Origin of the sequence: Aestuariibius sp. HNIBRBA575, from assembly GCF_040932005.1 — a bacterium.
GTDB lineage: Bacteria > Pseudomonadota > Alphaproteobacteria > Rhodobacterales > Rhodobacteraceae > CANLNM01.
Map to the genome: position 1 here is coordinate 33,327 of NZ_CP162416.1, position 20,987 is coordinate 54,313.

A 20,987-nucleotide genomic window follows, 5' to 3' on the forward strand; every position below is an offset into this window, starting at 1 on the left:
GGGTCAATTTTTCGCTGATAATTCCGTGGCATAATGGCAAAGCACATCTGCGCCGTTGATCGTGATCTTTGGCGGTCGTTCGGCGCGACACAGGTCGGTGGCATGGGGACACCGCGCCGCAAAACGGCAGCCGTTTTTAGACACAGATCCATCGGCCAGTGCCGGGGCTTTGGTGCGGACTTTGCGGGCGCGGGGATCTGGGATCGGCACCGCCGAAAGCAGCGCGCGGGTATAAGGGTGTTTGGGATTGTCAAACAATTCCTCAGTGGTCGACAATTCAACAATCTGACCCAGATACATCACCGCTATGCGATCACAGATATGCTGCACAACCGCCAAGTCATGCGCGATGAACACATAGGTTAGCTGGAATTCATCCTGCAAATCCTGCAACAGGTTCAGGGTCTGGGCCTGAATGGACACGTCCAGCGCTGATACGGCTTCGTCAGCAATCACCAGTTCGGGCTTTGTTGCCAATGCCCGTGCAATGCCCAGCCGCTGCCGTTGGCCCCCTGAAAACGCATTGGGATAGCGCATCAGGAATTCTGGCCGCAGGCCCACCTGTTCCAACAATCCGGACACACGCGCCGACAGGGCCTGCCCGCTCAGGCCTTCGGATTTGCGCAGAACCTGACCGACGATATCAACCACACGCAAACGCGGGTTCAGCGACGATTGGGGATCCTGAAAAATCATGCGCATGCGTTTCCAGACGTCACGCAAACCTTGCTTATCCAATGTGGTGATGTCGGACTGATCCGCCCCTTTGGGGGAAAACATCACACTGCCGCTGGTCGGATCATGGATGCGCATCAAACAGCGCCCAAGCGTGGTTTTCCCACTGCCGGATTCCCCGACAATGCCAAATGTTTCGCCTCTGATGACGTCAAAACTGACATCGTCCACGGCCCGGACCGGGCTTGCCGCTTTGCCCAGCATGCCGCCCGCGCCGGGGAATTGTTTATCCAGATTGCGTACCTGAAGAATGGGATCAGACATCGGCCACCTCAGTTGAATGGAGGAAACACGCCACATCGGTTTCCCCGGACCGCGTCAAAGCGGGCATGGCTGTGTCACAGGTGCCGGGCATAAAGCTGTCACACCGGGTCCGAAACGGGCAGCCCGATGGCCGCGCCAATGGGTGGGGCACCATGCCCCGAATGGCCGGCAACCGCCCCCCTCTAGCGCCACCGATTTTTGGCACCGATGCCAATAGCGCGCGCGTATAGGGGTGTTTTGGGTCCTCAAAAATCGAAAACACGTCGCCTTTTTCAACGACGCGGCCCATATACATCACGGCCACATCTTCGGCGACTTCGGCGACAACACCCAGATCATGGGTGATCAGCATGACCCCCATACCAGTGTCTTCTTTTAATTCTGCAATCAGATCGAGGATCTGCGCCTGCGTCGTCACATCAAGGGCCGTTGTGGGTTCATCTGCGATCAGCAGGCGTGGCTCACAAGAGAGGGCCATTGCAATCATCGCCCGTTGCCGCATGCCACCTGACAGTTCAAATGGATAGGCCTCCATCCGTTCTGCTGGGCGTGGAATGCCAACTTTGTTCAGCAATTCAATCGCAATTTCGCGGGCTTCTGATTTGCGGATGTTGCGATGCAGTAGGATCGTTTCGGTAATCTGTTTGCCGATTTTGGTGATCGGCCCCAGTGACGACATCGGTTCCTGAAAAATCATCGCGATGTCCTGACCGCGGATGTCGCGCAACTGGCGGGAACCGGGGCGCGCCGCCGCGAGATCAACATGGCGGCCATCATTGGCGCGATAGGTGATCGACCCGTGCACGATCCGGCCGGGCGCGTCTACAATCCGCAGGATCGACCGCGCCATGATGGATTTACCGCAACCGGATTCCCCCAAAATGCACAACGTGCGATTGGCAAAGACATCCAGATCAACGCCGTCCACCGCCTTTACCACGCCGTCATCCGTGAAAAAATGCGTAGCCAGATCGCGGATTTCGACCATGGCGGGGCCGGTGGGTGGAGGCATGTTCATATCAGTGGGCATTTGGATCAGCGGCATCACGAAGGCCGTCCCCAAGAAAATTGAGTGCAAGCACGGCAACCACAATGGTGGCGCCCGGAAAAATCAGAAGCCAAGGTGCTTCGATGATTGTGCGGATGTTTTGGGCTTCTTTCAGCAATGTTCCCCATGAAATAATCGGAGGCTGCAAACCGATCCCCAGAAAGGACAGAGAGGTTTCCGCAAGGATCATCAGGGGAACGGCCAGTGTCAGTGACGCGATAATATGGCTCGAAAAACTGGGCACCATATGTTTGCGGATGACTTCCCAATCGCTCAGCCCGTCCAGGCGAGCGGCGGTGATGAAATCTTCGGATCGCAGCGATAGGAATTTGCCGCGCACTTCGCGGGCCAGGGATGTCCAGCCGATCATCGACACGATCAACGTCACGATGAAATAGGTGCGCAAAGGTGGCCAGCCCAGCGGAATTGCGGCTGCCAGCCCCATCCACAATGGAATGGTCGGAATGGAGCGCAAGAATTCGATTAACCGCTGGATCAGGTTATCAATCCAACCGCCATAAAAACCGGAAATCCCCCCCAGCGACACACCAATCACAAGGCTGACCACAACCCCCACCAGACCGATGGACATCGACACGGCGGTTCCGGCGACGATGCGGCTTAGAATGTCGCGCCCTAAACGGTCCGAGCCAAACAGGTAAAACGTGTCATCAGGATCAATAGGCCCAAAGAAATGCCGGTGAGCCGGAAACAACCCCAGAACGGTGTATTCATGTCCCTCAACAAAGAAGCCCAGCGGGATAATCTCATCTTCGCTGTCTTCATAGCTGCGGCGCATGGTGGCTTGATCGATTTTCATGTCCAGCGCATTGGCATGTAGCTGAAAACGACTGTCACCATTTTGGTCCGTCACAAAGAAATGGATGCCTTGCGGGGGGACAAAAATACCGCGCCGGTTTGTCTGGCCCGGATCCGCGGGCGCAAAGAAATGGCCAAACAGCGCCACAATATAGATGAACCCGACCAGCCACAGGCTGAAATAGGCGATTTTGTGGCGTTTGAATTTACGCCACATCAGCGCACGTGGACCTAGCAAATCTGGGGTTTGCGGATCAGCTTGGGCCAAGGGGTCAATGGATTGATCAATCGCACTCATTGGTATCGGATCCTTGGGTCGATCCATGCCAGCAACAGGTCAGACACCAATGTGCCGATCACCGTCAAAATACTGACAAGGAAAATAAGAGAGCCGGCGAGATACATATCCTGCACCAGCAACGCGCGCAGCAATAGCGGCCCGGTTGTTGGCAGGTTCATCACCACGGCGACAATAATTTCACCTGACACAAGCGATGGCAAAATCCACCCAATGGTCGAGATGAACGGGTTTAACGCCACACGCACCGGATAGCGCATCAACAACTGAAATTCGGACATGCCTTTGGCACGGGCCGTAACAACATAGGGGCGGTATAACTCGTCCAACAGATTGGCACGCATGATCCGGATCAGCGCCGCCGCGCCGGACGTTCCAACAACAACAATCGGCATCCAGATATGTTTTAACAGGTCGATGATTTTTTCGACTGTCCATGGTTCGCCGATAAATTCAGGGCTGACCAGCCCGCCCACGCTCTGGCCGAAATATTTGAACGCGACATACATCATGACCAAAGCCAGCAGAAAATTCGGAACCGCGAGCCCGACAAATCCAAAAAATGTCGCGGCATAGTCACCGGCCGAATATTTCTTGACGGCGGAATAGATGCCGATGGGCAGCGCTGTCATCCAGATGAACAAAAGCGTGAGCACCGAGATCGCAAATGTCCAACCCAAACGGTCCCAGATCAGATCATTCACAGGCACATTGCGTTCAAATGAAATGCCAAAGTCACCGTAAAACAGTATACCGCGCATCCATTTGAAATATTGCACATACATCGGCTGGCCCAGACCATACTGGTCCTCAAGCGCCTGCCGGGTGCCGTCGTCCAGACCGCCCAATTCATTCAGTTCGGCCGCCAGCGTGTCCAGGTAATCCCCCGGAGGCAGCTGGATGACGATGAACGTGACCACTGACACCAGAAACAGGGTCGGGATCATGTAGATCAATCTGCGGGTCAGAAACAAAAGCATGTCAATCTTTTCGGTAGGATAGATTGGCGGGATGAGGCAGGGAGGATACAAGCCTCATCCCGTTTTAAGATTCTGCACCACCGTGAGGCCGTGCAGAACCTGTTGGGTTAATCGAGGTTATCGCCGCCTTCAAAGAAGAACTGCGCAGTATAAGGCGCAGGCGTCCACAGCTGACCAGCGATCGGCATTGGATCGGGATAGTTGCGCAAATTGTTGCGCGCGATCCCAAAGGCACCGTCACTTTGCATCAGACCAATTGTCAGTAGCTGACTGGTGGATTGCTCGATCAAGTCTTCGAGTGCGGCAAGCTGAACCGCGGGGTCGGCTGATCCGGTCACACCTTCATAGGCGGTGAACAATGCCTTGATGTTTTCCGGGGGCTCGGTGCCTGTTGCAGGATCTACACCCCATGCAGCCCATTCCGGCGCCCAATAAACGGCCTGCCCACGGGGCAGATAGCAATCGGGGTTGGTATAGGCATCCGACAGACCACCGGGACAGTTCCAGATATAACCATCATGTTCCGCCGCCGAGGCTACCTCTTGTAGGCGTGACCGGTCGCTGGCGCGGACCTGAATATCAACCCCAACATTGGCCGCATATTCCGACACCAATTCCATCACGTCAGGATATTGGAACCCAAAGACATCCGCGACGAGGAACACAAATGTCAGGCGCTCTCCGTCTGGGCGCAGGCGGAAACCGTCATCGTCACGCTGATCCAGCCCCATCCCATCCAGCAACGCATTTGCGGCATCCGGATCAAAGGCAGTGTGTTGCTTGGACCAGTCTTCGTTGTAAAACGGCGCCGACGGATGCGGCGAAGTCTGCACTGGCGCACCCACCCCGAGATAGACCAGATCAATGATCTCTTGGCGGTCAATGGCGTGGCTCATCGCTTGGCGGAATTCAAACGTATTGACGATTTCGTTCAGGGCCGGGTCCTGATTATTGAGGTTAAACATCAGCGCCGCCTGGCTGGCACCAATATCGCCCACACCATAGAACCCGTATTGACCGCGTTCGGCGTTATCGGTCAAACCCGCCAGATTTGCAGGCCGCCCGATATGGCGCGCCATATAGTCGATTTCACCGTTAAAGGCGCGCAAAAGAATCGCTTCTGGATCTTCGACCTGTTCCCAAGTGACCTGATCGATATAGGGCAATTGCTGACCGGATTCGTCAACTTTCCAATAATATGGGTTACGAGAGGCAACCATGCGCTGCGTGGTGCCATAGCCCTCTTCGATATGCCACGGATGCAGCGTCGGCCGATTTGCGTTCTGCCAAAATGCTGGCGTATGCATGGGACCTGCCCGCAGGTTGAACAATTGAACCCAATCGCTGGCTGCTGGCTCTGCGTCGATCAACGCCTGAATGTCGTCGTTATAATCTGTGTGGAATTGCTCTAGATAATGACGTGGATAGTTCACGACATAATAGCCAAACCCATAGGCCATGTTCTGCAAAAACAGGCCATTTGCCTCGCCGAATTTGAACTCAACCGTTGTGTCATCGATTTTGGTCACTTCGACGGGACCTGAATCGCCCACATACATCGGGTGTTTGGACGGTGTCAGACGTTCGTCGCCAAACACTTCGTACCAAAACATGATGTCATCCGCTGTAAACGGTGCACCATCTGACCAGCGAATGCCCTCACGCAGTTTGAACGTAAAGGTCGTCGCATCCTCAGATACGTCATAGCTTTCTGCGATGTTTGGAACCACAGCAGACCAATCCGCATTCCATCGCAGCAAATTTTCGTTGGAAATCAGGCGCACCATATTGTGCTGATCACCCCCGCCCAGGATCGCCCGGCGCAGCGTGCCACCATATTCACCTACTTCGTCCAGAACCTCCATGACCATTGGGTCTGTTGGCAGGCGGTCCTCAACAGGGGGCAATTCCCCCGCCGCAACCTTTTCGGCCAGCATTGGCGCTTCGCTGTAATCTTGTGCATATGCGGGCAAAGCCCCTGCCGCCATCAGGCACAGGCTGGCCACGGTTCCCTTCAAAGCATGTCGATAGGTCGGTAATTTCATTGTCCGGCTCCTCCACCGTTGTGTGTGACCGGACAGAACAAAAAATGTCCTCCGATCTTTCCGACGACGGATATCCCGCCGAATCTCCCGTCGACTTAGTAGCACTAAATTTACCAAATCGTCGACGATTTTGTTAATAATATCGTTCTTTTTTCGCGAAGAAACGTAAATTCCGTTGAAAATCCACGACTTCGACGTTAATAAAGATCAGCCTGTTGAATGGTTTTGCAGGCACAGGAGGCCCAATTCTTATGGTTCAGCCCACCCCGAACCACAGCGACAGTCTGTACGAAGCGATTCTGGACGAAATTTCCAGCGGGCGGCTTGTGGGCGGCCAGCGGTTAAAAATATCGGACTTATCAAAACGCTACGGCGTCAGCGCCAGCCCGGTGCGCGAAACATTGCGCCAGATGCAGGGCGAAGGATTTGTAGAGATCCACCAGAATCGCGGCGCAACAATCAAACAGGCAGATTCCAGCACGATTCAGAATATCTTTGAGGTCCTGAAACTACTGGAACCCTATTTTGTCGGTTGGTTTGCCGAAAATGCTGATCCGGCAATTGTAAAGGAATTGCGCACCCTTCAGAAACATCTGAAGGCCGCGGAAACAGGCCAGATGGCCCAATTCCGCAAACTCGATTCAGAATTTCACGGCCTGATTTGCCAATATCACTACAATCAGGTCGCCGCCGAAACATGGAAAAAACTGCGCACCGCGTTGAATGTTCACGCCGCGCCCCTGCGCATCAGCGCCACCCGACACGCAACCATCTTGCAGGAACACGACGCGTTGATTGCCGCCTTCGAAGCAAATGACGCCGCCGAGGCGGACCGGGTCATCAGACAGCATGTCGACGGGTCGTTTACGCAGATGTCACAGCAAATGCGTGCGTTGGGCATCTAGACCCCAATCCCAATGGCCAGCCGACCGATCCGACTGGGCGCGGTTTTTGTCGGAAAATCATATATAATCAGTGACCGATTGATCGACAGGTCAGAGTGTTGTCCAATTCAATGTCTATTGATATGAATAAAAAGATATTACATCTGACCAAGATCAGCTATGAAAGAGAACCGCAAAATCAGCATCTTTTTCACGGCAAAATCATCTAAGGGTAAAACGTGGCAAAGAATGTCGGCGACACAACCTCGATTTACAGCCGCATCCTAGGCGATATTGGCACGGGCACCTTTCCCGGTGGCACCCGCCTAAAGGTGCAGGATCTGGCCACGCGATACGGCACCTCAATCATCCCCGTCCGCGAAGCGCTGCGCCTGCTTCAAGGCGAAGGGATCGTCACGATTGAGCAGAACAAAGGGGCCACTGTCGCCACCTTTGATGCGGAATCACTGCGCGACATTTTCGAGGTTCTTCAACTGATGGAGCCATATTTTGTCGAAACCTTTGCCAAAAGCTGTACCGAAGCGGACCTGATTGAACTGGAACGGATACAATCCGAGCTAGAGGCGGTTTCGGTCGAGGATAAGGTCACATTTACCGGTGTCGATTTGCGTTTTCATGAGTTTATGGCGCGCAAACATTATAACCGGCGCGCCTTTGGCATCTGGAAATTGCAACGTCGCATTTTAAACGCCCTCGCGATGAACGTCCCCATTTCGCGCGCGCGTCACGCCGAGGTGCTGCGAGAACACCGAGAACTGATCGATGCCTTCCGAAAAAGCGACATCAACGGGGCGGTTGAAACCATCAAACGCCATGTGCACGGCGCCGGGGATCAAATGCATCTTCAACTGATGACAATGCGCAACCCACGTTAAACGAACATGTATCATATTGATAACGTTGCGATATATCAGATAATATATTAAATAAACATTTGTGTAGATTATATGTTGATTTGAATCATATAATATGTTTGCCTCTGTCGCACACTGGACAGGATGCAGGGAGCATCCCATCCAATGGGGCATCCTTTTGGGTGGTCACTGCATGGGGGAAACATGGCGAAAGTCACATTGAACGCAATCAGCAAGTCCTATGACGGGGCGCATGCGCCGGCTTTGAATGCCTTGTCTCTTGATATCGAAGACGGTGAGTTTCTCGTGCTTGTCGGGCCATCGGGATGTGGCAAATCGACGGCGCTGAAAATGATTGGCGGCCTAGAAGACATCAGCAGCGGCGAAGTTCTGATCGGCGATCAGGTGGTCAACGATTTCGCGTCCCGAGATCGTGACATCGCGATGGTGTTTCAGTCTTATGCGCTTTATCCGCATATGACGGTTTTCGACAATATCGCCTTTCCGTTGCAGATCGCAAAGACCCCCAAAGCTGAGATTTCTCAACGCGTTGCAGATGTTGCCAAGACCCTGCAACTAGAGACGTATCTAGACCGTAAGCCCGGCCTGTTATCCGGGGGCCAGCGCCAACGTGTGGCCATGGGGCGCGCGATCATCCGGCGTCCGTCGGTGTTTCTGATGGATGAACCCCTGTCCAATCTGGACGCAAAGCTGCGGGTGAAAATGCGCGCCGAAGTTGCCCAGATTCAGCGACAGTTGAACGTCACCACAATCTACGTCACCCATGATCAGGTAGAGGCCATGACAATGGGCGACCGGGTTGCTCTGATGCGTGATGGTGTATTGCAACAAGTCGCCACACCCGACGATATTTACAACGCCCCTGCGAATACGTTTGTTGCCTCGTTTATCGGATCACCCGCCATGAACCTGATGCGGGGTACGGTGATGAAAGCCGATGACGCGATCCATGTTAAATTGGGCGATCAGACCCTGCGCGTGCCTGAAGCGGCCCAACAGACCTATCCCGGTTTGCTGAACTTTGTCGGCTCAGAGGTCATCGTGGGCCTGCGCCCCGAAGACCTGGAAGATGCAGATCTGAAACCAGATCACCCACAGGATTGCTGCCTGACGGCCCCGGTTTTGCTGTTGGAATCCCTTGGGTCCGATCACATGGCCCATGTCGGGCTGGATGCCCCAGCTGTGTTGATTGATGACGACGCTGTTGACGAAAATCTGGCCGGGGCGGCAACATCAGCCTGCATTTGCCGTTTTTCATCACAGTCAAAAGCCAAGTCAGGCAACGTTGTGCGGGTCGCAGTAGACACCAATCGTTTGCATTTTTTCGACCCCAATTCGGGTCACGCGTTGCGCGCGACCTAACCCCAATGGTCCGCAGGCGGGAGACCTGCGAACCGTATTCAGGAGGACTAATTATGAAACAAACACTGACAAGCGCCCTTTTGGCGAGCGCGATGACATTTGGTGCGATCGCACCCGCCTTTGCCCAGGATGTCACATTGACCATGTGGCACAACCACCCCGAATGGAAAGACCGCGCCGAGGCGATCCTAGATGCGTTTGAAGCAGAACACCCCAACATCACCATCGAATTGGAAGAGATCGCAGGCACAAATTATTCGGCCCGATTAAACACAGCCCTCGCTGCGGGCGAAGCGCCTGATTTGTTTGGATTGCCTGCGGGCAATGAAACGCTGGCCGCCGCCCAAGCGGGTTACGCGATGGAACTGACAGGCAAGCTCGACACATCCAGCCTGCGCGACGCAGCGGTGGATGCGATCAATCAGAACGGATCAATCTGGGGCGTTCCAATTCTGGGAACCTATTCGGTGGGCTTGTATTATCACCGCAACATCTTCGAAGACCTCGGCATGACGCCTCCCACCAATCAAGCTGAATTCGTCGAAATGTGCGCCGCAATGAAGGAACAGGGCGTTACACCTCTGATCGTTCCTGCATCCGATGGGATTGTTCCGTCATTCATGTATATGATGCTGACTGCATCGGTTCTGGGTGTGGATGGCTTTGCGGAATTGCGCCGTGGGGAACGCGCCTTCACTGATCCCGATCTGGTCGAAGCCGCGGCGTTTCTACAGCAGATCGGGGATTGCATGCAGCCCGGTGCCCTGTCCACGCCCTATGTCGAAGGCAAAGCACTGGCCGCACTAGGCCAAGGCGCAATGATGCCGGGCGGATCTGCGGATTATGCCGGCTATCAGGAAATCAACCCCAATGTTGATCTGGGCGTTGTTCCCTTTCCTGCGGTGGGTGACAATAACCCAGCAACTGTGACGGGGCTGGAATACATCTATCTTGTGAATTCAGACACCGACCATTCCGAAGCCGCGCTTACGTTTTTGCAATGGATGATGGGGGACAAAGCCCAACAGATGGTTGTCGACAACATCACCATGACAACCAACAAAAACATCATCCCGGCCGAAAACCGCATCCTCGAAGAATTCGTACAGGCGACGCGCAGCAATGACATGCGGGTGTTTTACGAATTGCCCGAAACCGGGGATGTCTGGTCTGTTGCACAGCAAAACACCGCGGCGTTGTTTCTGGGTGAATTGACCCCGATGGAATTCGCCGAACTGGTTCAGGCCGCCGTTCAACCCAGCAACTAAACTGACCAAAGGGGCCGTTATCCGAGCGGCCTCTTCTTTTGCGAAAGTGTGCCTATGCCCGCATCCCCTAAACCGCCATCTCAATTCTCTCTGCGCTACGGCCATCTCTGGTTTGTGTTGCCGGGGTTTGTGTTCTTTCTGGCTGTGATGCTGTTGCCGCTGGCGCTGGCCTTTGGCATTTCGCTGACAAACTGGTCCGGGCTAGGCAATGATCTGAAATTTATCGGTCTTGCCAATTATTCCGAAATTCTGACCTATTGGCCGTTCTATCGCGCTGCGTTTCACAACGCGATTATCTTTGTGGCGATCCTGATTTTCCAACACAGCGTCGGGCTTTACCTTGCTGTGTTGCTCAACGAAAACCCCCGTTTCATGCAGTTTTACCGCACGGTTCTGTTTCTGCCGGTCATCATGTCGCTTGTGGCCACCGGCTTTGTCTGGACGCTGATGCTATCGCCCAATATCGGTTTGGTGAATCCAATGCTGGATGCGATCGGGCTGGGCTTTCTCAAAGGCCAATGGCTGTCTCAGCCCGGCACGGCCCTAGCTGTGATCATTTTTGTGACCGCTTGGAATTCCATGGGCTGGTCGATCATTATCTATCTTTCGGGGCTGCAAAATGTCCCCACAGAACTAAAACAAGCCGCCGAAATGGACGGCGCCAACAGCCGGCAGGTTTTCTGGCGGATCGTGTTTCCCCAGCTTTCCCCCGCGTTTACCGCCCTGACCGTGCTGACGTTTATCGGCACGTTCCGCACCTTTGATGTGGTCTATGTCTTAACCGGTCCACTGGGGGCACCCAATTATGGCACGGATGTTCTGGGCACGCTGATCTATCGCACTGCATTTGGGGGATCGTCATTTTCAAGCGCGGATATTCGGTTTGCCTTTGGCGTCGCCATGGCCCTGTTAATGATGCTCATTATGGCTGCAATTTGCTGGGGCTTAATCCGCATTCTGCGCCGCCGGGAGATCGAAGGATGACACCACAACCTCAACTGCGCCGCAGTCAAAGTAACCTTGGATTGTTCATGGGCAAATCCGCCCGAACGGCGGTACTGGTCATTGCCTCAATATGGGTGCTTGGACCGATCCTGTTCATGGTCATCGCATCGTTTAAATCCGTACCGGAATTCTTTGTGAACCCCTTTGGCCTGCCTGCGCAATGGCGGGTCGAAAACTATAGCCGTGCTTGGACCGATGCCCAATTGTCATTGACGCTGCCCAACACCATCATCGTCACCACGATCGCCGTTTTGGTCAGCACCGTTTTGGCAACCATGATCGCCTATGGTCTTAGTCGAAAATCCAAAAAATTTGCCATGGGACTATATACGCTTTTTGTGGCGGGTTTGCTGGTGCCTGTGCATGCGATCATTCTGCCCCTGTTTATCGTGCTTAAAACTGTCGGGCTTTTTGGCACGCTGCTGGCATTGATCGTTCCCTATATCGCCATGGGTCTGCCGTTGGGCGTGCTGGTCCTGACCCCAATCGCGGCCGCTTTGCCACGTGATCTGATCCACGCCGCACGTATGGACGGCGCAACAGAATGGCAGATTTTCTGGCGTATTGTTGTCCCACTGATGAAACCGGGCCTCATTTCCGTTGCGATCCTGAACGGTGTTTGGATGTGGAACGAATTCTTTATCCCGCTGATCCTCGCCTTTAAACCAGAAGTGCAGACCATGCCGGTTGGCATCGTTTCCTTCATCGGTGCGTATTCGACAGAATGGGGGCTGGTGTTCAGTTCGGTTGTTGTTTCAACCTTACCGGTTGTCATCGCCTATCTGTTGATGACCCGTCAATTCCAATCGGGCCTCACGGCGGGGGCCGTAAAGGGATAATCGACAACGCGGCGCACCCACTACAAATCTAGCTCGATGATACCATCGGGGTCAGCAGCGCGGGACTGACAGGTGATAAACGCCGTTTCGCGCTGCGCCTTTGACAGCACAAAGTCACGATGTTCCACCTGCCCCGCGCCCAGTCCGCATTTGCACACGCCGCAAATCCCATCGGAACATTTCACATCCACATGCACCCCATTTTCAAGCAACACATCCGACGCGGTGCGATCCGCAGGGACCTGCAAAACCCGCCCGGATTTCATCAGCTTGATTGAAAAGGCGTGGTTTTCATAATCCGGCATGTCAGGCACGCTGAAATATTCCAGATGCCGGTTTTCTTCGGGGAAATCGGATGCCGCATCCATGACCGCCGTCATATAGGCGTCGGCCCCGCAGGTATAAACATGCGCGCCGGGTGTGTATTTCAGGATCGCATTCAAATGGGCGCGGCTGCCTTCGGATGATACATGCACCTGCACATTTTGCGCCCAGGGCATCGCGGCCAAATCGTCCAGATATCCCATCTGCGCGCGGGATCGACCCGAATAATGCAACTCAAACGCAGCGCCTTTTGCGTGCAATTCATGGGCCATGGCGATCATCGGCGTGATCCCGATCCCGCCGCCCATCAGATAGGTTTTGCTGGCCCCGGCCACCAAGGGGAAATGGTTGATCGGTTTGGACACAAACACCTTGCGTCCCTCTGCGAAAATCCGGTGCAGCAATGCCGACCCGCCACGACCTGCTTGTTCTTTTAGAACGCCAATCTGATAGGTTGATCTGTCCGCAGGATTGCCCGACATCGAATATTGCCGCAGAAATTCGGGTGCAACGACAATGTCCAAATGCGCCCCAGCCTGCCATTCGGGCAAATCCGACCCGTCCAAGGCGCGCATCTCATATTTGGTGATCCCCTGCCCCATCGGCTCGGCTTTGCTGATCACCACCTGCACCACGGGGCTGTCTTCGTGGGTGGCAATTTTATGCGCCAGTCCCTGAATATCCCCCTGTTCCAACCGCGCCTTATAGGCCTCGGCGGTGATCATTTCCTGATAGGCTTCGATGCCCTTTTCGCGGTCCATCGGATAGGGATACGGATAGGGATGCGGCGCCAGATTGGCCGGATAGACCGCCAATGTCTGATCCTCATATTTCAGGTTCAGATCCTTTTGCAGCGACCGTTCATTGACCGGATTGCGCGCCGCGCCATAGCTGCCATCCGCATCAATTTCCAAATCCCACCACCACTTTTTCACCGGATTCAACGCGCCCCGGTTCATCACGTCATCCAACTTGGCCAACACGGGGGCTGTCGCTGGCATTTTCATCGCGGCCCAGCGAAACGCCCGATCCGCCAGCACGCCTTCTAGGTTCCACGGGCAGGTTTTCATACAGCGCCCGCACATCGCGCCGCCCTCGGTCGAAATCCGATAGGTGGCGCATTTCTGGCTGTCCGATTTCCAGATTTCATAGCCATTAAACATCAGTTTAGGACCCGCCGTGATGGCCCCTGACGGACATTCGCGCGCACATTTTTTGCACGAATCACAGAATTTTTGCAGTCCAAAATCAATGGGCAGGTCATGAACCATCGGCAGATCGGTCGTCACCACGCCCGATTTCAATCGCGGTCCCAGATAGGGGTTCAGGATCACCTCGCCAATGCGGCTGACCTCACCCAAACCGGCCAGCAACAGCAATGGCGGCTGCAACACTTCGCCATCCATCACGGTATGTGCTTTGGCTTTGTAGCCGATATTGCGCAATTGCCGCGCGATCACCCCGCCCTGCAGCGAAAACCTAAGATAGGCCCGCATCGACATGGCCACGGCGATCCAATCATCGCCCGATGACCCTTCCATTGTGTCAAAACCCTGATCCACGATCATCGAAATCGCCTGATCATGGGGCGGGTCAATTTCCTGTCCCGCCGCATCATGCGAATACCATGTCCAATCCGGGCACCGCGAAATGCCCACGGCATCCACGCCTAGGAAATAGCTGGCGGCCTTAACCAGATCATGGGCTTTTTGCGGTGAAATGCGGCTCTGTTCCACCTCAACTTCGCCATCTTGCAACAACACAAACGCCCCAAGCGCGCGACGCTGCGCCATCGACGGCGCGGATTTTCGCACGTAATGCCCGCCTTTGGCCTTATCCTGTAGCGGCTTGCCCATGTCGCCAAACAAGGCGCGGCTGAACATATCGGTACGTTTAGGCACACGCGGCACACGGGGTTCGTCGATAAACGTGGTCGGGCTCTGGACTCGTTTTAGGGTCTCAAACGGATGAGCGCCCATGGCAAAATCACGCTGCGCAAACGGGGCCTTGTGCTGGGATCGCGGCAGTTCGGCTAATGGCAGATCTGCGGACAAATCCATCGATGTTGTCACCGCAGCAATCCCAAAGCGCGCGCCCAAATACGGGGCAACCACCTGACCGTTTTGCACCATCGCCAAACCTGACGCGACCGCCAATGTGTTCAGGTCCACATCCGAAGTGGTCGCCGTATGCGCGCGGGCCTCAAATCCTAACAAACGGATGTAATTGGCGATGACGGCCGCAGTTTCCGCCGCCAACAAAGCCGACCGATGCGCCGTCGCCCCCATGATCCAATCCGCCCCCGGTTCAGACGCAACTGGGTCCCGTGGATGTTCATAAAGAAACACAATTGCGTTTTTATGCCCGTCAATCGTGGTGGGCGGGGCTGACATGGATTCCTTTAAATCGGCCATGATCATATCGATGCCAGAGGCAAATGTTTTGGTCTGTCGTGTCTGTAGCTCGACCGCCAGCCGGTCGATATCTGGATTGCGATACGGGGTTTCAAGCCGCGCCAGATCGGGGATTTCGCATACCCCAACCATAGAAGCATCCGCAAAGTAACCGAATGATTTTAAATGATTAGATCGCTCGATCACGTCCTCAGGCACCTGCGATTTTGCCCGGTTCACCATGCCGTCGCGGATCGCGTCCAGCATCGCCATATGATCGCCCATCGCATTCACGATGGATGTTGGCCGCTCTGGGATGTGAAACCGCAATGGATCAAATGACGGCACGTTCAACAGGTCAACCGCCCCATGGCGTTTCAATATCTCAAGCGAAAACGGCCCCAGATGCATCGCCCGTTCTTTGCCTGTCGAAAACCGTGCGCCCATGCATCACCTGTGCTGATTGAATTAGTAAACCTTGCTAATTATCATCACTGCGCATTAAACTGTCAATGTGTTAACCCCCAACCCCCATTCAGGAGCCGGACGTGACAGAAACCAAGGACGATTACGCGTTGCATCAGGGGCTGGGGTATCGGCTGAGCCGATTGTCCAAACACGTCCAAAACCGGTTAGAAACGGCGCTGGCCCCGCATGGGATCACCCGGCTGCGTTGGTGTGTTTTATCTGGGATTGGGCTTGAAAATGTCACGACGCCCTCGGACATCGCGGACTATATCGGCATCACCCGACAGGCCGCATCGCGGCTGTTGGTGCAGATGCGCAAAGACGGGTTGATTGATCAGGCCCTGACCGAAACAGATGGCCGATCCCGTCACCTCAGCTTAACCCCTCTGGGGCAGGACAAGCTGGACCTGTGTCACCCGATCGTGCGCGAAAACCAAGCGCATTTCAGTGACAAACTTAGCCCAAAACAGCATTTGTTACTAGATGAATTACTGGCCGCATTGTTGGTTGGGGAAACCAAACCACTGGATCGGTTTTAAGAATTCGCCACAAAAAACCCTGCCCATCCGCATCCGGACAGGCAGGGCAAATCGCATCCGATGTTTTATTCGAATGTCGCCAGATAGGCGATCACATCTGCAATATCCCCTTCGCGGCGCAGGCCAGCAAAGGACATTTTTGTGCCCGGAACCAGCGCGCTGGGATCGGTCAAAAACGCGGTCAGCGTTTCGGCGTCCCAGACCATCCCACCTTCGGCAGCGGCCAGCATTTCGTCAGAATAGCTGAAATCAGCGGCCAAGCCTGGCGCCGCGCCAACCACGCCGTTCAACACTGGGCCCACTTTGTTGCGGGCGTCTTCGCCCACAGCGTGGCAGGCCTTGCAACGGTTGAACACACGGCGACCCGCATCGGCATCACCGTTTGCATAAACAGGCACAGAAAAGGACGTTGCCACAACAGCGCCAAGCGCCAGAATTTTCGATTTGATCATTTGTTTGCCTTTCAGAATGACATTATTTTTTCAACATGCGCATGCGGGAACAGTTGAAGAATTGACCTAACTTGTGAAGGTTCTGCCATGCATATAGTGGTGGATAATCCGTCTGCCAACATGGCCGAGGGCGCCGATATCGAAACGAGCTGATTTACCGCAGGGGTCCCGTTTGGATGGAAAATATGCGCCATGTCCGATCCAAAGGATGGCATCGGCGCTGACGTGGCCAAGGCCCGGTCCCGCAGGGTGATCCGCTGAATGATCTGCCCCTCTGGATCAGCAATACCGACCTGCCAATCCGACCCGTTTTCATGCCCCCCAATTGCGGCCACTTCGCCCATATCGATCAGAATATTTTGCAACCCCATCCCGCGCAGCAATGTGGCGATCTGATCTGTCACCGCGCCTTGGGCGATGCCGTTCAGTGTCATCGCCATGCCGGGACGTTCAAACACCACCCTTTGGGTGTCAAAACGCAGATGCGACCAACCGACCGGCCCATTGGCCGCGTCCAGACCCGCGCGCGCCTGCCAGACCGGCTGAATGGTTGGATCAAACGCCCCATCTGACGCATCATGCAACGCGCCAGACAGGCTGAGCACCCCAAGCAATTCAGGCGCAGGATGATCTAAAACACCGGTCGTGTTCAGCTGCATAATCTGCGAATTGGGGCGGTATAGACTATAGATCAGCTCTAGTCGTAGCAATTCCGCCTCAACCTGATCAAAGATCGGTTGCGCTTGGATTTGGCTCAGCCCCACGATGTGCAGACTGGCCGGCGCACCTAAGGCGCTGCCCCGCCAAATGGCCACATCCGCCTGCCCCGCCATTGCAGGCACAGCCAAAGTTGACGCGGACATCGCAAGGAACCGACGACGGTTGATAATGGTCATAGGGGGGTCTCCAATGGGGCGTCCAGATCAACGGGGCCTAACACGGCATCCTCTGGAATATCAGCTAGGGCATGCAGCTGTCCGCCATATTGATCGATGAAACCTTGGGCCGATTGCGCATCAGAAAACGGCACTATTTCAGGCGCCCCCATGCCCCCCGCCACATTCGATCCAACCACATAAACGGCCTGTTCCGCATCGATCCAGTTTTCCGCCCCCGGATAGCGCCAACTGTCAGCCATGCCCATATCACTGACATAGATGGCCTCCATATCCGCGACCCGTTCCGGGCTTTTGACATAGGTCACCAGATCGCGCACTTGGGCAAAAAACAGCGGGCTTGGGTGGCCTTCTAGATGGATCTGCCCTTTGGGACCGCCATGTTCCAGAACGTTCATCTGGCAAAAATGGCTTAACGCGGCCTCGGTCATGGCGACCGGGGCGGGCGGCGCTGTGGCGACCTCTTCTTTGCAGGCGATCAGCGCGCAGCAGGCAATCAGGATCAGCGGCTTCATGGTTCGACCTTTCGGAACGCGAAATGCGCCGTGGCAAATGACAAAATCGGCCAGACCAACAGCGATGCCGGAGCAACCCAAAACGGCAAGGTGCGCGCGGCCCCGGCCATCCCGGTTGTCATGGCAACCCCGTCTGACGCGGCGATGTTCCAAACCCGGAACGCATCCGCAGGATTGGCCACCAACAGCCACGGGAATACGGATTTGGTAAAGGTGCCGCCTTGATCCATGACAACTGCGCCCAGCAATCCCAGATCGAACAACACCACAAAGACCAGCCAAATGCCCGCCGCCATGCCTGCCGCCGCCGTGGCCCCATTGGCCAGCGCCGAGACCAGATAACCCAGCGATAAAAACACCGCCCCCAACAGGATCGAGGTCAGGATTAAGCGCAGCAATGCCAGCAAACTTTCAGAGCCTGCGCCGCCCAAAAACGCCGCAACCGCGCCTGCACTGCCAAAGCCAACGATCATCGCAATCGACAGGGCAAACAGATGCGCGCAGAATTTACCCAACAGGATTTCGCCCCGCCCCGCCGGATAGGTCAGCAGCAACGCCAGCGATCCCCGGTCGGCTTCGCCCGCGATGGCATCAAAGGAAATCATCAACGCCAAAAGCGGCGCCAGATAAACGGACAGCGTCGTCATCGACGCGACAGACACCGTTAACATATCCACGCCCAGCGACCCGGTTGGGGCGGACCCGGCAAAGGTCAGCGCCAGTGCAAACAGCACCATGATCAACGTGGCGGTGAACAGCCAGAAATTGCGGCGCAGGATCAGGATTTCAGCGCGGGTGATGGCCAGAAAACGGGTCATTGCGCGTCTCCTTTTGCGTAATGGTGATAGAGATCATCCAGCCTCGGCGGGATCACATCCAGATCACAGATCACGTCCCCCAAATCGGCAATCCGACGCAGATGCTGCATCTTTTCGCTGGCGGGACATTTGATTTCGACCGACGCGCCGTTGATCCGCGTGCCGCCCATTTGCGCGGCGATCTGGTCGGCGTTGGTTTGGGTTTCAAACCGCAGCCGGATCGGCAACCCGGCCCGAATGGACAGATTTGACAACGTGTCATCCGCCACTTTCACGCCTTTGCGCAGAATGGCGATGCGGTCGGTGCGGGCTTCGACTTCGGTCAGGGCGTGGGACGCAATCACAATGGCGGTCCCCTGCCCGGCCATTTCGTCGATGATGTCATACAGGTCCTGGCGCGAAATCGGATCCAGCCCGCTAGTCGGTTCATCGAGCAGCGCCAATTTCGGCCGCCCCAGCAGCATTTGCGCCAATCCCAGACGTTGCCGCATGCCTTTGGAATAGGTGCCAATCCGGCGATCCATGGCATCCGCCAACCCCACACGATCCAACAATTGCGCTATGTTAGCCTCTGATTTTTCCAATCGCGCAAACACGTTTAGCTGTTCGCGACCGGTCAAAGCTTTGTGAAAGGACACGGCTTCTGGCAAGAAAGCAATGTTGCGCCGCGCCGCCCCCGATCCGGGACGCGCACCGGCGATGTCCACCTGCCCGCCGGATATCCGCGTCAGGCCCAAAACACATTTGAACAGGGTCGATTTCCCGGCCCCGTTATGGCCCAACAGCGCCACACGTTCCCCCGGCGCGACGTTTAAATCGACGCCTTGCAGCACCTCTGATTTGCCGCGCATTTTGCGCAGATCGCGGATGGTTAGAGTTGGATTGGTCATTCTGGCAGCCTTTCCATGGCGGCGGGGGGCGTGGCCTGCATCAAAGGGCTGGAATCAATCACGCCACCGGGCAGCAGCGCGGGAAACGTGGATTGCGACCAACGCACCAATTGCACAGCGGGCGACCCCAGCAGCAATTTGGCGCTAGGTTGGGTCCACAGCACGTGATCCATGCTGTCATTGGGCCGATAAGGTGCATCGCCAATCCCGTTGCCATCCACATCAAAGGCGGTGTTGTCAGACCAGAAATTGCCGCGCCCGTTTTCGGACCATTCATCCCATTGCGTTGACACATATTTGACCTGCGTGCGATTGCCGACAAAGGCATTGTCCACGATCTGATTGTTCTGGCTCCCGGCGGTGAAATGAATGCCGATGCCGCAGCCTTCGAACCAATTGCCGCTAAATTCGTTGCTATGGGCGTTATATAGAAACGTGCATTTTTCCTGCGCGCCCAGCACCACATTGCCGGTAAACACCGAATGGTTGGCATAATTCAGCATCACGCCATGTTCGCGGTCATTGATCGAAATGTTGTCCATCACCCGCACCCGCCGCGTGAACATCACCGCATAGCCGAGGTCATTGTTGATCGACAGATTGCCCGACACTTCGGAATCGTCGGCATACATATAATGGACGGCAAACCGCAGATCGCGAAATTCGTTATTGGTGAACCGGTTGCGTTTTGAGGAATTCACAAACACACCGTCGCGGCCATATTGAACGAAGTTATCGTCCACCACAGCCCCCGGCGCGTTCCACACATAAACGCCATTCCCGCGTGCGTTGACGTGGCGATCTTGGCGGCCTTCGATGTGATTGCCCTGCACCAGTGCATCCTTAGCACCGTGAATATCAACCCCGTATAGGTTGCCAATCAAGGTGTTGTTCAACACCTGCGGGGCGACGGAAGTTTTGGTCAGCTGAATGCCGGAATCAATGGTTTCGTGATCCGACCCCGACCCGATAATGGTCAATCCCTGCACCACAATCCCCGGTCCGGTCACGGTAATCACCGATCCTGTGCCGCCGCCATCAATAATGGCATGGCCCTGCCCGTCCAATGTGACGGGTCGATCCAGAACGATGTTTTCGAAATAGGTTCCGGGCTCCAGCCGAAGGACGTCGCCGTCCTCCGCCTGAAGCAATGTTTGCGCAATGGCCCCTGCCCGATTGGGCACATCCCATGTTTCGGCCCAAACCGGACCGACCATCAGGGCGCTCATGAACAGGAACCACCGCATGA

At 55.3% G+C, this 20,987-nt stretch carries 19 protein-coding genes; 7 read left to right on the top strand and 12 right to left on the bottom strand.

Annotated elements, in window-relative coordinates; genetic code table 11:
- Positions 1 to 3: 3 nt before the first annotated feature.
- The 5 genes from AB1F12_RS17250 to AB1F12_RS17270 all read right to left on the bottom strand — a co-directional run bounded on the left by AB1F12_RS17250 (position 4) and on the right by AB1F12_RS17270 (position 6,189).
- Positions 4 to 999 carry an ABC transporter ATP-binding protein gene (locus AB1F12_RS17250; protein WP_368188473.1) on the bottom strand — a complete coding sequence of 332 codons (996 nt, stop codon included), beginning with the start codon at positions 997 to 999 and terminating at the stop codon, positions 4 to 6.
- The gene (locus AB1F12_RS17255; protein ID WP_368188474.1) at positions 992 to 2,044 is read right to left on the bottom strand and encodes an ABC transporter ATP-binding protein; all 1,053 of its coding nucleotides are present in this window, start codon (positions 2,042 to 2,044) and stop codon (positions 992 to 994) included. The genes AB1F12_RS17250 and AB1F12_RS17255 overlap by 8 nt, the downstream gene beginning before the upstream one ends.
- Positions 2,019 to 3,164: an ABC transporter permease gene (locus tag AB1F12_RS17260; RefSeq protein ID WP_368188475.1), complete on the bottom strand. Its 1,146-nt coding sequence runs from the start codon at positions 3,162 to 3,164 to the stop codon at positions 2,019 to 2,021. Before AB1F12_RS17260 ends, AB1F12_RS17255 begins: the two co-directional genes overlap by 26 nt.
- The gene (locus AB1F12_RS17265; RefSeq protein WP_368188476.1) at positions 3,161 to 4,144 is read right to left on the bottom strand and encodes an ABC transporter permease; all 984 of its coding nucleotides are present in this window, start codon (positions 4,142 to 4,144) and stop codon (positions 3,161 to 3,163) included. The genes AB1F12_RS17260 and AB1F12_RS17265 overlap by 4 nt, the downstream gene beginning before the upstream one ends.
- A 107-nt stretch (positions 4,145 to 4,251) precedes the next feature.
- Positions 4,252 to 6,189, bottom strand: a complete 1,938-nt coding sequence (locus tag AB1F12_RS17270; RefSeq protein WP_368188477.1) for an ABC transporter substrate-binding protein — start codon at positions 6,187 to 6,189, stop codon at positions 4,252 to 4,254.
- A 251-nt stretch (positions 6,190 to 6,440) separates the two neighbouring features.
- Here AB1F12_RS17270 and AB1F12_RS17275 point away from each other — a divergent pair, with 251 nt between their 5' ends.
- The 6 genes from AB1F12_RS17275 (at position 6,441) to AB1F12_RS17300 (ending at position 12,443) form a co-directional block, all read left to right on the top strand.
- Positions 6,441 to 7,094 carry a GntR family transcriptional regulator gene (locus AB1F12_RS17275; RefSeq protein ID WP_368188478.1) on the top strand — a complete coding sequence of 218 codons (654 nt, stop codon included), beginning with the start codon at positions 6,441 to 6,443 and terminating at the stop codon, positions 7,092 to 7,094.
- Positions 7,095 to 7,312: 218 nt separating this feature from the next.
- Positions 7,313 to 7,969, top strand: a complete 657-nt coding sequence (locus AB1F12_RS17280; RefSeq protein WP_368188479.1) for a GntR family transcriptional regulator — start codon at positions 7,313 to 7,315, stop codon at positions 7,967 to 7,969.
- Positions 7,970 to 8,152: 183 nt separating this feature from the next.
- Positions 8,153 to 9,331, top strand: coding sequence for an ABC transporter ATP-binding protein (locus AB1F12_RS17285; RefSeq protein ID WP_368188480.1), 1,179 nt, complete (start codon positions 8,153 to 8,155; stop codon positions 9,329 to 9,331).
- Between the two features lie 53 nt (positions 9,332 to 9,384).
- On the top strand, positions 9,385 to 10,599 hold the full coding sequence (locus AB1F12_RS17290) for an ABC transporter substrate-binding protein (RefSeq protein ID WP_368188481.1): 1,215 nt from the start codon (positions 9,385 to 9,387) through the stop codon (positions 10,597 to 10,599).
- A gap of 54 nt (positions 10,600 to 10,653) precedes the next feature.
- Complete coding sequence (locus AB1F12_RS17295) at positions 10,654 to 11,583, top strand: carbohydrate ABC transporter permease (RefSeq protein WP_368188482.1); 930 nt, start codon at positions 10,654 to 10,656, stop codon at positions 11,581 to 11,583.
- Positions 11,580 to 12,443 carry a carbohydrate ABC transporter permease gene (locus AB1F12_RS17300; protein ID WP_368188483.1) on the top strand — a complete coding sequence of 288 codons (864 nt, stop codon included), beginning with the start codon at positions 11,580 to 11,582 and terminating at the stop codon, positions 12,441 to 12,443. Before AB1F12_RS17295 ends, AB1F12_RS17300 begins: the two co-directional genes overlap by 4 nt.
- Before the next feature lie 20 nt (positions 12,444 to 12,463).
- Here AB1F12_RS17300 and AB1F12_RS17305 read toward each other — a convergent pair whose 3' ends face one another.
- The gene (locus tag AB1F12_RS17305) at positions 12,464 to 15,607 is read right to left on the bottom strand and encodes a reductive dehalogenase domain-containing protein (protein WP_368188484.1); all 3,144 of its coding nucleotides are present in this window, start codon (positions 15,605 to 15,607) and stop codon (positions 12,464 to 12,466) included.
- Positions 15,608 to 15,708: 101 nt separating this feature from the next.
- On the opposite strand from AB1F12_RS17305, the gene AB1F12_RS17310 reads away from it, so the two are divergent.
- Positions 15,709 to 16,167, top strand: coding sequence for a MarR family winged helix-turn-helix transcriptional regulator (locus AB1F12_RS17310; RefSeq protein WP_368188485.1), 459 nt, complete (start codon positions 15,709 to 15,711; stop codon positions 16,165 to 16,167).
- Positions 16,168 to 16,232: 65 nt separating this feature from the next.
- On the opposite strand, the gene AB1F12_RS17315 is transcribed toward AB1F12_RS17310, so the two are convergent.
- The 6 genes from AB1F12_RS17315 to AB1F12_RS17340 are packed head-to-tail and all read right to left on the bottom strand — an operon-like array spanning position 16,233 to position 20,985.
- Positions 16,233 to 16,619: a cytochrome c family protein gene (locus AB1F12_RS17315; protein ID WP_368188486.1), complete on the bottom strand. Its 387-nt coding sequence runs from the start codon at positions 16,617 to 16,619 to the stop codon at positions 16,233 to 16,235.
- Between the two features lie 11 nt (positions 16,620 to 16,630).
- Positions 16,631 to 17,515, bottom strand: a complete 885-nt coding sequence (locus AB1F12_RS17320) for an FAD:protein FMN transferase (RefSeq protein ID WP_368188487.1) — start codon at positions 17,513 to 17,515, stop codon at positions 16,631 to 16,633.
- The gene (locus AB1F12_RS17325) at positions 17,512 to 18,030 is read right to left on the bottom strand and encodes a nitrous oxide reductase accessory protein NosL (protein ID WP_368188488.1); all 519 of its coding nucleotides are present in this window, start codon (positions 18,028 to 18,030) and stop codon (positions 17,512 to 17,514) included. Before AB1F12_RS17325 ends, AB1F12_RS17320 begins: the two co-directional genes overlap by 4 nt.
- Positions 18,027 to 18,848: an ABC transporter permease gene (locus AB1F12_RS17330; protein ID WP_368188489.1), complete on the bottom strand. Its 822-nt coding sequence runs from the start codon at positions 18,846 to 18,848 to the stop codon at positions 18,027 to 18,029. Before AB1F12_RS17330 ends, AB1F12_RS17325 begins: the two co-directional genes overlap by 4 nt.
- The gene (locus AB1F12_RS17335) at positions 18,845 to 19,738 is read right to left on the bottom strand and encodes an ABC transporter ATP-binding protein (protein ID WP_368188490.1); all 894 of its coding nucleotides are present in this window, start codon (positions 19,736 to 19,738) and stop codon (positions 18,845 to 18,847) included. Before AB1F12_RS17335 ends, AB1F12_RS17330 begins: the two co-directional genes overlap by 4 nt.
- Positions 19,735 to 20,985 (bottom strand): nitrous oxide reductase family maturation protein NosD, encoded by a 1,251-nt coding sequence (locus AB1F12_RS17340; protein ID WP_368188491.1) that lies wholly within the window; start codon positions 20,983 to 20,985, stop codon positions 19,735 to 19,737. Before AB1F12_RS17340 ends, AB1F12_RS17335 begins: the two co-directional genes overlap by 4 nt.
- Positions 20,986 to 20,987: the final 2 nt, after the last annotated feature.

Coding starts and splice junctions, on each gene's coding strand:
- AB1F12_RS17250 (WP_368188473.1), bottom strand. CDS start 999: ATGTCTGATCCCATTCTTCAGGTACGCAATCTGGATAAACAATTCCCC.
- AB1F12_RS17255 (WP_368188474.1), bottom strand. CDS start 2,044: ATGCCGCTGATCCAAATGCCCACTGATATGAACATGCCTCCACCCACC.
- AB1F12_RS17260 (WP_368188475.1), bottom strand. CDS start 3,164: ATGAGTGCGATTGATCAATCCATTGACCCCTTGGCCCAAGCTGATCCG.
- AB1F12_RS17265 (WP_368188476.1), bottom strand. CDS start 4,144: ATGCTTTTGTTTCTGACCCGCAGATTGATCTACATGATCCCGACCCTG.
- AB1F12_RS17270 (WP_368188477.1), bottom strand. CDS start 6,189: ATGAAATTACCGACCTATCGACATGCTTTGAAGGGAACCGTGGCCAGC.
- AB1F12_RS17275 (WP_368188478.1), top strand. CDS start 6,441: ATGGTTCAGCCCACCCCGAACCACAGCGACAGTCTGTACGAAGCGATT.
- AB1F12_RS17285 (WP_368188480.1), top strand. CDS start 8,153: ATGGCGAAAGTCACATTGAACGCAATCAGCAAGTCCTATGACGGGGCG.
- AB1F12_RS17290 (WP_368188481.1), top strand. CDS start 9,385: ATGAAACAAACACTGACAAGCGCCCTTTTGGCGAGCGCGATGACATTT.
- AB1F12_RS17295 (WP_368188482.1), top strand. CDS start 10,654: ATGCCCGCATCCCCTAAACCGCCATCTCAATTCTCTCTGCGCTACGGC.
- AB1F12_RS17300 (WP_368188483.1), top strand. CDS start 11,580: ATGACACCACAACCTCAACTGCGCCGCAGTCAAAGTAACCTTGGATTG.
- AB1F12_RS17305 (WP_368188484.1), bottom strand. CDS start 15,607: ATGGGCGCACGGTTTTCGACAGGCAAAGAACGGGCGATGCATCTGGGG.
- AB1F12_RS17315 (WP_368188486.1), bottom strand. CDS start 16,619: ATGATCAAATCGAAAATTCTGGCGCTTGGCGCTGTTGTGGCAACGTCC.
- AB1F12_RS17320 (WP_368188487.1), bottom strand. CDS start 17,515: ATGACCATTATCAACCGTCGTCGGTTCCTTGCGATGTCCGCGTCAACT.
- AB1F12_RS17325 (WP_368188488.1), bottom strand. CDS start 18,030: ATGAAGCCGCTGATCCTGATTGCCTGCTGCGCGCTGATCGCCTGCAAA.
- AB1F12_RS17330 (WP_368188489.1), bottom strand. CDS start 18,848: ATGACCCGTTTTCTGGCCATCACCCGCGCTGAAATCCTGATCCTGCGC.
- AB1F12_RS17335 (WP_368188490.1), bottom strand. CDS start 19,738: ATGACCAATCCAACTCTAACCATCCGCGATCTGCGCAAAATGCGCGGC.
- AB1F12_RS17340 (WP_368188491.1), bottom strand. CDS start 20,985: ATGCGGTGGTTCCTGTTCATGAGCGCCCTGATGGTCGGTCCGGTTTGG.